Source organism: Cryobacterium sp. TMT1-19 (assembly GCF_004403055.1).
Lineage (GTDB): Bacteria > Actinomycetota > Actinomycetes > Actinomycetales > Microbacteriaceae > Cryobacterium > Cryobacterium sandaracinum.
The window spans coordinates 1-10671 of record NZ_SOHB01000015.1; the positions used below are offsets into that span (position 1 = coordinate 1).

Sequence of the window (10671 nt, forward strand, 5' to 3'; positions counted from 1 at the left end):
CCTTGAGTTTCTGTTCCTAGACAGTCAGAAACCTAGACAGGAAGCGGCGTGCGGCCGTTAAGGCGCTCCGCAACACCCACGGATGAAGCAGGAGAGCCAGAATCTCCGTCGAATTCGTTCGGGCCGCGGGCGGAGCGCGTGGTGGATACCGAACGGCACAAGCGCTGCTGCACAGCAGGCAGGGGTTGTGGCCAACTCAGGAGATCCGTCCGGCCGGGTCGGGCATCCGCGCCGGTTCCGCACTGCTCCGCGGCGGCTGGTGAATGCGGCCGGCGGATGTCCTGAGTTAGCCACACACACACACACACACACACGGGCTCGGCGGGCCCATCGCCCACGACGATGCGGCCTCACTCATCCACGGCAGTCACCAACTCCGTCCCTTCGGCTACCAGNCAGTGCGGCGGGCGGTCCTGACGGAGCCGTTCGTCGTTGACGCCGCGGGTGCCATGTCCGGCGGGATCGGCGGGCACGATGCCGCCCTCCTCGCGCAGAACCGGTGGGTGCGGATCGGGGTCGGTGTCGGGCGCGGGCGTCAGCCGAGCACGCCGGGACGTGCCGGCCGATTTGACGACGGACTGCCGGGGAACGACGGATGCGTCCCGGTGGCCGACCTTATCCCGGTGGTCGAACTTGTCGAGACCATCCCGCTCGGGTACGCCGCGCTCAGGCACCAGGTCGGCGCACCGGACCGGACGAACCAGGCCCCGTCGAACCACGCCCCGTCGAACCAGGCGCCGTCGAACCAGGCGCCGTCGAACCAGGCGCCGTCGAACCATGCGCGGCCGAGCCATGCGCGGAGAATCCGGCAGCCGCCGGCGGCACCGACAGTCCGACGAGTGCCGCCACGCGGGCGGCCACCGCGTCCGGGTTGCTGAAGAGTTCGAAGCTGTGCACCCGCAGGTAGTGCCAGCCGAGGCGGCGCAGCACTTCGGGGCGGAGCCTCAGAGACTCGCGCAAGCTCGACCGGCCGACGACGGCATCCGTTTCGACGACGACGGCACGGCCCGCGTGCGAGCCGGCGAGGGCCAGCTTGCCGCGGTGGCCGAGCGACACGGTGAGGCCAAGGCGTTCCAGGCGGCGGGCCAGGTCGACCAGCATCGCCTCGCTTGCGTCGGGAACCTGGGCCTCGTTGCGGCGCGCCTCGGTCTCGCTGAGTACCTGGGAGAGCGCGAGGATGCCGTGGCGCTGGCGATCCTCGTCGATGTCGGAGGGGCGGAAGCAGGAAACGATGTCCATGGCCCGGCGGGCCCGGGTCATGCCGATGGCCAGCAGCCGCTCACCGCCCGGTTCACCGAGCGAACCGAAGTTCGTCAGGAGACGGCCGTGCGGGGTGCGGCCGTAGCCGATGGAGAAGATCACCCGGTCGCGGCTCTGCGCCACGGCCTGCTCGAGGGTGAGCACAGTGAATGGCTCGGCCCGGTCTTTCAGGATGAAGTCGGAGAGGTCGGTACGCTTGGAGAAGGCGGACAGCACTGCCTGGTGCACACGCACGGAGTGCCGCGCGCTGGCCGTGATGACCATGAGTGATTCCTTCGGGCGCTTGACGGCGTGGTCCATGACGAGTTCGACGACCTTGGCCACCTCGGCGTCGACGCTTTCCACGGCCCCGGAGTCGGCGTCGGGCATGCCGTGCCCGCCGGCCACGTAGTTGATGGTGAGGCTGCCGTGCCCGAGGTAGCTGCCCGCCCAGGGCAGGGAGTCGATGCGCCCGCCGTAGAAACGGTGGTTGACGAGTTCCGCGAGGTCTTCGCCGCCAGCGCGGTAGCTGCGGGTCAGGGTGAGGGTCGGCAGCAGCTCGCCGAGGCGGGCCAGGGCCGAGTCGGCGTGCAGGGCGTCGACGTTGGTCTCCTGCTCGACGCGGTCGTCGGCGGCGGCCGTGATGCCGGTCTCGAACGACGACGGTGTCTGCGTGACCGGGTCGCCGAACGCGACGATCTGCCGGCCGCGACGGATGGCGCCGACGTTCTCGGCCAGAGTGGTGGCGCCGGCGTCGACGAGCAGGACGGTGTCGAAGCTCATCTGGTCGGCGAGTGCCGCCACCTCGTAGGGCGAGGCCAGCCAGACCGGGGCGAGCACGCGGCCCAGGTGCGGGGCGGCCTTGTGCAGGCGGGTGGGGGTGGCCCGGTCGGCGCGCAACAGGCGCCTGAGGTTGTCGGCCTCCTCGGGCCAGTCGACGACGCCGATCTTCCAGGTCTCGGCGAGCAGCCAGGCGAGGAGCTGCCCGGTGGTCGAGGCGTGCGCCTCGTCGACCAGGCGGAAGTCGGCCTCGAGCCGGTCGAGAACCTGCGTGTTGGCGTTCAGGAGGGCCTTGTCGCCGCTGAGCATGGTCTCGAGCACGGACTGCCACCAGGCGAGTTCGAGCTCGTCGGCGACGTCTCTCTCGGACACGTGGCGCTGGGCCAGGTCGGTCATCAGCGGGTCGAGATTGTGTTCGCGCAGGGTAGCGAGCAGCGCGGTGCGCTCATGTAGGTTCGCCAGTACCTCGCTCTCGGCGGCCAGGCCGGAGATCGTGTAGATGAGCTCCTTCACCGGGCGGTTCGACAGCTGACGCGTGGTTCCGGCCGCTCCGAGCGGAATGTCGAGGCTCGCGAGGTCTTCCGAGACGCGCTGGTAGGCCACGTGCACATCCGAGATACCCACAGGCACCTCGGGGGTGACGCCGGCGACTACGAAGCGCTGCCACAGGGTGCGCTGCTGCTGAATGCGGCGCAGGCTCTCGTTCATGTCGCTCACGTGCACGCCGGGGCGCAGGTATTCCACAGCGAGCTTGCGCAGACGGCGACGGTTCGCGCCGGTCATCTCGGGCGACTCCCGGCGGGACGCGGTCGCGGAGATCAGTTCGGTCAGGGACCGGTCGAAGACGGCCGGCTGGAACTTGTCGAGCGTCTCCCGGATGTCGAGCAGCAGCCGCAGGTAGACGCCGAGCTCGGCGATGGTCTCGAACGGTCGCAGTCGGGTCTGGCCGACGAGTCCGGCGGCACGCTCGAGCAGGCGCGGGAGTTCGATCTGGTTGACCCGTTTGGCCAGCTGGTGCGCCGCCGAGGCGTCCGCGGTGGAGGAGAAGGAGGCTCCGTACCAGGGCGAGTCGCCCGGTCCGTAGCGGAATTCACCGAGTGCAGCCGCCTTGATCAGGGTGGCGGCGGCGGCCGGCCGACCCTGCGCCAGGCGTTCGAGCGCGCGTCGGTCGAGCCTGGCCGTGGTCGAGGGAGGTGAGGGCAGCTGCGCGAGGCGTGCCAGCTCACCGAGGGCGTCGAGAACAGACACCCCGAGCGCCGGGTCGCGGCGGGTGAGCGCCGACCGGTAGTCGAGTAGCACCTTGCGCAGGCGCACGAGCGCGTCGTCGACGTCGCCGACCATGGGCTGGGTGGCCTTCTCGTTGCGGGTGATCGCCTGGATCAGGTCCCGGCGCAGGGTGCGGGGGGTCACGGCGACCCCGGGCAGCCCGACCTGCACCAAGCGGTGCGCGATACCGTCGAGGCTGGAGCGGCGGGCGCTGACGACGAGCACGCGCTTGTGCTGAGCGATAAGCGAGCCGATCGCGTTCACAATCGTCTGCGTGCCGCCGGTGCCGGGAAGGGTTTTCACGACGAGCGAGTTGCCGGCCGCGATCTGTGCGACGACGTTCTCCTGCTCGGAGTCCGCGTCAAGCAGAAGGATGTCGGTGGCCGGTGGCCGGGAATCCTGGCCGAGCGGGACGACCGGGTTGTACGCGGTCTCGATGGCGCGCCGGGCGCTGGCGTTGCCACCGATCGCGTCGAGCAGCGGATGGTCCAGGTTGGCCGCATCGGCGGCGAGAGCGCGGCCGACGTCAGCGAACACGGAGGCCACGAGGCGCGGTACCACGTTGAACCAGGGCAGGTGCGAGGTGAGGCCGCGCAACCGGTCGATCACGGGCTGCGGTTTGAAGGCGCCGTTGGTGACGGCCAACGCCACGAACGCATCCGCATCCAGAACGATCTCGAACTGGTCCTTCAGCGCGCGGGCCAGTTCCGGGTTGAGGAACGGCTGGCCCTTGAGCTTGAGTTCGAAATCGCGGCCGTAGCGGCGAATGGCGAGGGGGCGCAGCAGCACGGGAGCGCTGTAGTCCACATCGTTGTGGCGCCACTCGGCGAGGCCGATGGCCAGGTGCACCGATTCGATGCCGCGCATGGAGCGCAGTTCGATGCCCTTCTGGGTGATCTCGCCGGCCGCCAGCCGCGCGTTGCGCAGGGCCAGCTCGTCGCGGATCAGGTTGGAGAGCAGAGCCGTCTTGCCGGTGATGAACTGGGGCAGACCGCCCGGATGGGTGGCGCTCAGTTCGATCCGCGTGCGGGGTCCGTCGCTGAAGTGCAGCAGCGGGGAACGCCCGCCCACTTCGGCGAGTTCGTCGCGCCAGCGCTGCCAGACCGGGTCGGCCACATTGCCCACGGTGAGGGACGGATCGCCCAAGCTGACCGCGTGCGGAGCCGCAGAATCGTGCGGGTCGGTGGGCGGAGCATCCTGAATCTCCGTCAGGATGTCGTCGTCATCTAGTTTCTTATCGAGGCGCCACACACTCGACACCATAAGCCAAATCCCTCCGATTCCCCGGCAGGCGGCCCGGAATTGCGCGGATTCAGCCCCGAATTGTCTCAAAACGGAACTTCCGGATGCGCGTGCGGCCGTCAGCGATTCGGCTCGCCTCGGCGAGAATGGTGCAATGAAACTCCCCCTCGTCGAACTCCACCTGCACATCGAGGGAACCCTCGAACCGGAGCTGCTCTTCGAGCTGGCCGCGCGGAACGCGGTGACTCTGCCGTGGGCGTCGTTGGCGGAGCTGCGCGCCCAGTACGACTTCGCCGACCTGCAGTCGTTCCTGAACCTCTACTACCGGGCCCTGGACGTGCTGCGTGAACGGATCGACTTCACCGACCTGACCCGCGCCTACCTGGCCCGCGCCCGCACGGCCGGGGTGCGGCACGCGGAGCTCTTCTTCGACCCGCAGGCGCACACGAGCCGGGGCGTCCCGCTGGTCACCGCCCTGGCGGGGGTGCGCGACGCCCTGGACCGGTCGGTCGACGAGTGGAGCATCAGCACGAAGCTGATCGTGACGTTCCTCCGGGACCGTCCACCCGCCGAGGCCCTGCAGATCCTGCGAGAGATTCTCGCCGGTGAGGTGCCGATCGACGGCATCGGGCTGGACTCGGCCGAGGTCGGCTATCCCCCGGAGCTCTTCACCGAGGTCTTCGCTCTGGCCCGCGAGAACGGTTTGCGCCTGGTGGCGCATGCGGGCGAGGAAGGACCGCCCGACTTCGTCTGGCAGGCCCTCGACCTGCTCGGGGTGGAACGCGTCGACCACGGCATCCGCAGCCTGGAAGACGAGGTGCTGCTTGACCGGCTTGTGCGGGACCGCATCCCGCTCACGGTCTGCCCGTTCTCGAATGTGCGACTGCGCGTGATCGACACCCTCGCCGACCACCCCATCGTGCGGATGCTCGACCGCGGGCTGCTCGCCTGCATCAACTCCGACGACCCGGCCTACTTCGGCGGCTACATCGACGACAACCTGGCCGCGGTCGATGCGGAGTTCGGCCTGGGACCGGACCGGCTGGCCCTGCTCGCCCGGAACGGGATCGAGGCGTCGTTCCTGACGAACGGGGAGAAGGCGGCCCTGACTGCCGAGGTCGATGCCTGGCGTGCTGCCCAGCCGGCGCCGGCTATAGCCATCCGTTCTTCTTGAAGACGCCGTAGAGGCCGACGCCCATCGCGAGCATGAGGGCGAGTGCGAACGGGTAGCCGAACACCCAGGTGAGCTCGGGCATGTGGGTGAAGTTCATGCCGTAGATGGTGCCCACGAGCGTGGGCGCGAAGAGGATGGCCGCCCAGCTCGAGATCTTCTTGACCTCTTCGCTCTGGACGAGGCTGGTCTCGGACAACCGCCGGGTCTCCTCGTTCTGGCGCTGGGTGATAAGGGTGCTGTGCACAGTGAGGGCATTGTCGAGGAGCTGGCGGAACGCGTCGCCGCGCTCGACAACCCGCAGGGTGTGGTCGAGCACGTCACGCAGGTAGTGGCTGAGCTCCGCGGGGACGTTGTAGGTGGTGAAGCCCTTCTGCAACGACTCCAGCATGCCCACGAGCGGCTGCGTCGCACGCTGGAACTCGATCACCTCCCGGGAGAGGTCGTAGATGCGCCGGGCGACGGCCTGATCGCCATCGAAGAGCTGGTCCTCGATCTCGTCTATGTCGTTCTCCAACCCGGCGACGACCGGCCCATACTCGTCGACGATCTGGTCGAGGATGGCGTAGAGCACGGCCTCCGGCCCGAGGGCCAGCAGCTCCGGCGTCTTCTCCATGCGCTCGCGCACCTGCGCGAGGTCGGGCGACTCGGCGTGGCGGATGGTGGCCACGAAGTCCGGGCCCACGAAAACGTGCAGCTCGCCGAACTCGACGCGTTCTTCCTGGTCGAGGTAGCGGGCCGGACGTAGCACGACGAAGAGGATGTCGTCGAAGCGTTCCAGCTTCGCCCGCTGGTGGCCCTTCAGCGCGTCTTCGACCGAGAGGTGGTGCAGGCTGAATTCGGCCGCGACCGAGCGCACCTCGTCGGGTGAGGGCCGGTACATCCCGATCCAGGCGAAGCCCTGGTGGGCCTTCATCACCTCATAGGTCTCGTCGAGCGTCGTCGGGTTCGCGGCCCGGCGGCCCTTCACATATACAGCGTTGTCGATCAGTGCCACGCGCGCTCTCCTTAGCTAACAGCTACCAGTGTCGCACCGGACGGGCCGCCCGCTGAGCGGGCTCGCGCACTGACCGGCCTCGCGCACTGACCGGGCACGCGCTCTGACCGGGCACCGGCGGGGAAGGTAGGTTGGGGGTCGTGAACCCTGAGCGAGCCGGAGACGTCTTCATCGTCGTCGCTCCCCGCGGGTCCACGGATGCCGACGACCGTCGGTTCCTGGCGGCCGCGGCTGCCTGGGCGCTCGGCGTTGATCCGCGCCTCGTGCGCATCGAGCGGAACTGTCCGCACTGCGGCGGCCGGGACCACGGCCGGCCGCTGGTGGCGGTGTCGCCCGGGGCCGGAGCGGGGACCCACCCGCTGCACGTCAGCCTCAGTCGCGCCGTAGGGTGCGTCGCGTTCGCCCTGACCTTCCTCGGCCCGGTCGGGGTGGACATCGAGAGCGTCGCGGACGTCTCCCGGGCCGGGTTCGATGCGGTCGCGCTCGGGCAGGCGGAGCTCACCGCCCTGGCCAGACTGTCGGCCCCCGCCGCGGGCGCCGCCGCGGGCGCCGCCGACACCGCACGCGCGCGGGCCCGGTTGTGGACCGCGAAGGAGGCGGTGCTGAAGTGCACGGGCGACGGGCTCCGAGTGGACCCGCGCAACCTGACCGTCTCGTTGCCGGGCGGCGGCGGCCGGGGCTCGCCGCGCCTCGACGCCTGGCGCGGAGCCGACGTCGACGTTGACGTCGACGCGATTCGGCTTCGCGACTTCGACCCGGGTACGGCGCTCATGGGTGCCGAGTACGTGGGCACGGCGCTCGTCGGCACGGCGCTCGTCGGTACGGTGGCCGTTCTCGGCGAGGGCAGGCGCGCCGCGGACGGGCCGACCGTGCATATCGTGCCGAACGCGGACATCCGTCACCACCTGAATGGTCCGGCCTAGCCGGTTGAGTCCGAGACCGCCGTACAGCACTCCGCCCCGAACGAATTCGACAGAGATTTTGCCCGAAAGGGGCTCAAAAACCGGAAAATGACTCGCATTCGAGAGAATCTCCGTCGAATTGGTTCGACGCCGGGCGGGAGGGTCGGTCGGCTGGACCAGCCAACCTCGCCTAAAGCTTGGGCAGGGCGCTCCGGTAGATCCAGCGGTCGACGATCCGGCGAATTTCACCGCTATCGGTGTGCACGGAAAGGAACTCCACAAGGTCCTCGGTAGTGATGGAACCGTGGCGGCGCGCCCGCGTATAGGCGCGCACGGCGCCGAAGAAGGCGTCGTCGCCGAGCGACCGGCGCACCGCGTGCAGGGCCAGGGCGCCGCGCTTGTAGACCCGGTCGTCGAACATGTCGTGCGGCCCCGGTTCGCCGACGACGATGTCCCGCGGCAGGGCCGCGATCTCGGTCCGGTGCACGGCGGCACTCGCATCGGTCGTTGGTCCACCGCCGGCCTCCGCCCACAGCCACTCGGCGTAGCAGGCGAACCCCTCGTGCAGCCAGATGTCCTGCCACCGCACGACGGTCAGGCTGTTGCCGAACCACTGGTGGGCCAGTTCGTGGGCGATCAGCCGGTCGCTGCCGTGCGCACCGTCGACGTGGTTGCGACCGAAAATGGCGAGGCCGTGGGCCTCGAGCGGGATCTCCAGCTCGTCTTCGGTGACCACGACCGAGTAGGCGTCGAACGGGTAGGGACCGAAGCGGTCGGCGAAGAGGGAGATCATCTCCGGAAGTCGGGCGAAGTCCACCGCCACCTCGCGGGCGAGGTTTGCCGGGAAGAAGATGCGTTGGGCCACCGGGGCGGCGGCGGCGTCGGTGCGCCGGTAACGGCCGATCAGCACCGTGGCCAGGTAAGTAGCCATCGGCTCCTTCACCTCGTAGGTCCAGCTGGTGCGGCCAGACCGGGTCGTGCGCGCGATCAGCGTACCGTTCGCCACGACCGTGTAGGGGTCCTCGCAGCTGACCCGGATGCGGAACGAGGCCTTGTTGCTGGGGTGGTCGTTGCAGGGGAACCACGACGCCGACCCGGTCGGCTGGCCGGCCACGAGCACGCCGTCGTCGAGTTCCTCCCAGCCGACCTCGCCCCAGATGCTCTTCAACGGATGCGGCGCGCCGCGATACCGCACGGTCACCTCGAACAGCGCCCCGGCCTCGATCGTCGCCACCACCGTGATGGTGAGCTTTCGCGCCCTCTGGCTCACCTTCAGCGCCCGCACCCCGTCGACGGTGACCCGGTCCACAGTGAGACCATCGAAGTCGAGGCTGAACCGGTCCAGCCTCATCGATGCCCGGGCCTGCACGGTGGCTGTGGCCCGCAACTGGTTGGTGGTCACCCGGTAGTCGAGGTTCAGGTCGTAGTGCAGGGCGAGGTAACCGCCGTTCCCGTTGCCCGGCAGGTACGGGTCGCCCGCGGTGGCGGCGCCGTGGGTGGGAGCGGCCCCTCGAACGCCGGCCGGGCCGAGCGCGGATCTGGGCGGCAGCGGGGTGAGGCTCTTGGCCGGGCTCTGAGCGGGGCCTGAGGGCGGTGGGGTGCGAGGCATGGTGGGCATCAAGTTTGCCATGGCAGACTGCGCCACGGCGAAATGGGGTTGCCCGACCACACCGACCCGGCCGGCACGCGTTCCCCGCGCATCACCAGCGAGGCAGGCCCCACAGTGGCGCCCTCCTCGATGTCGGCCGCCGGCAGAATCACGCTGTGCGGCCCGAGCGTGGCGCCCGCCGCCAGGGTGACCCGGTCCAATTGCATGATGCGGTCGTGGAACAGGTGCGTCTGCACCACGCAGCCCCGGTTCACGGTCGCACCGTCTTTGATGCTCACCAGGTCCGCCTCCGGCAGCCAGTAGGTCTCGCACCACACGCCGTACCCGATGTGCGCGCCGAGAGTGCGAAGCCACACGGCGAGCGCCGGCGTGCCGGCCGCCTTCGCCGCGAACCAGGGTCGGGCGACCATCTCGACGAAGCTGTCCGACACCTCGTTGCGCCAGATGAACGACGACCAGAGCGGATGTTCCGTAGCGTCGATCCGGCCCACCAGCAACCACTTCGCGGCCGTGGTCACCAGGGCGGCGACGGCCCCCGCGGCCAGCAGCACCAGACCCGAGAGCGCGATCGTCCACCCCAGGCCGACCGTGAGCCAGAGCGCATCAAGGGCGACGAGCACGCCGAGGGCGATCAGGACCGTGACGATGACCGGCATGATCCGGAGCATCTCCCACAGCGCCCGCCAGGTGACGAGCCGGGCCGGTGGGTGGAAGGTGCGGGCCTCGTCGACATCCGTCACCGTGCGGCGCAGCCGTTCGGGCGGGTTGCCCAGCCAGGACGACCCGCGTTTCGCCTTGCGCGGCGTGGAGGAGAGCACCGCGACGAGCCCGTTGCGCGGCACCGTGCGGCCCGCGCCCGCCATGCCGCTGTTGCCGAGGAACGCCCGGCGGCCGATCTTGGCCGGCCCGATGTGCAGCCAGCCGCCGCCGAGTTCATAGCAGGCGACCATGGTGTCGTCGGCGAGGAACGCGGCCGGGGCGATGGTCGTCAGGGCGGGGATGAGAAGCACGGTGGAGGCTTCCACGCCGGCGCCCACCTTCGCGCCGAGCAGGCGCAGCCAGATAGGGGTGAGCAGGCTCGCGTAGATCGGGAACAGGAGCGTTCGGGCGCCGTCGAGGATGCGCTCGGTCATCCAGACCTGCCAGCCGATCCGGCTGCGCACGGGATAGTACCCCTCCCGCAGGCCCACACCGAGCAGCCGAACGGAGCCGAGCACCAGCAGCGCGTAGACCAGCCCGGCTGCCACGACCGCGAGCGGGGTGGCCAGGGCGGCCCGCCCGGCCGCATCGGCCAGGGCCGCGGCGTCGCCGATGGACGCCCCGACGATGAGCGCTCCGACGAGCACCGCGATCGCGGGCAGGGCCGTCATGGCGATGGCCCCGGTCGCGAAGGCGGTCAGCCAGCGGGTCCCGCGCGGCGGGCGCTCGGCCGGCCAGGAGCCGCGGGCGGCGCCCATGCGGGCGG

The 10671-nt window shown here is 69.9% G+C and carries 6 protein-coding genes; 2 read left to right on the plus strand and 4 right to left on the minus strand.

The window, feature by feature from the left end:
* Positions 1-666: 666 nt before the first annotated feature.
* Positions 667-4548: an AAA family ATPase gene (locus E3T40_RS03565; RefSeq protein ID WP_241981655.1), complete on the minus strand. Its 3882-nt coding sequence runs from the start codon at positions 4546-4548 to the stop codon at positions 667-669.
* A gap of 133 nt (positions 4549-4681) precedes the next feature.
* On the opposite strand from E3T40_RS03565, the gene E3T40_RS03570 reads away from it, so the two are divergent.
* Positions 4682-5701 carry an adenosine deaminase gene (locus tag E3T40_RS03570; protein ID WP_134542660.1) on the plus strand — a complete coding sequence of 340 codons (1020 nt, stop codon included), beginning with the start codon at positions 4682-4684 and terminating at the stop codon, positions 5699-5701.
* On the opposite strand, the gene E3T40_RS03575 is transcribed toward E3T40_RS03570, so the two are convergent.
* Positions 5679-6695: a magnesium and cobalt transport protein CorA gene (locus E3T40_RS03575; protein WP_134542661.1), complete on the minus strand. Its 1017-nt coding sequence runs from the start codon at positions 6693-6695 to the stop codon at positions 5679-5681. The two genes, E3T40_RS03570 and E3T40_RS03575, sit on opposite strands and share 23 nt — an antisense overlap.
* A 140-nt stretch (positions 6696-6835) precedes the next feature.
* Here E3T40_RS03575 and E3T40_RS03580 point away from each other — a divergent pair, with 140 nt between their 5' ends.
* Positions 6836-7618 carry a 4'-phosphopantetheinyl transferase superfamily protein gene (locus tag E3T40_RS03580; protein WP_166786560.1) on the plus strand — a complete coding sequence of 261 codons (783 nt, stop codon included), beginning with the start codon at positions 6836-6838 and terminating at the stop codon, positions 7616-7618.
* 169 nt (positions 7619-7787) lie between these two features.
* On the opposite strand, the gene E3T40_RS03585 is transcribed toward E3T40_RS03580, so the two are convergent.
* Positions 7788-9215, minus strand: a complete 1428-nt coding sequence (locus tag E3T40_RS03585; RefSeq protein ID WP_241981656.1) for a M1 family metallopeptidase — start codon at positions 9213-9215, stop codon at positions 7788-7790.
* The coding region (locus tag E3T40_RS03590) for a Pls/PosA family non-ribosomal peptide synthetase (protein ID WP_370287862.1) at positions 9215-10671 on the minus strand (1457 nt) is incomplete at its 5' end. The genes E3T40_RS03590 and E3T40_RS03585, both read right to left, overlap by 1 nt.

Bases quoted from the DNA above. Each gene is read 5' to 3' on its own strand.
- E3T40_RS03570 (WP_134542660.1), top strand. From the start codon at position 4,682: ATGAAACTCCCCCTCGTCGAACTCCACCTGCACATCGAGGGAACCCTC.
- E3T40_RS03565 (WP_241981655.1), bottom strand. From the start codon at position 4,548: ATGGTGTCGAGTGTGTGGCGCCTCGATAAGAAACTAGATGACGACGAC.
- E3T40_RS03585 (WP_241981656.1), bottom strand. From the start codon at position 9,215: ATGCCCACCATGCCTCGCACCCCACCGCCCTCAGGCCCCGCTCAGAGC.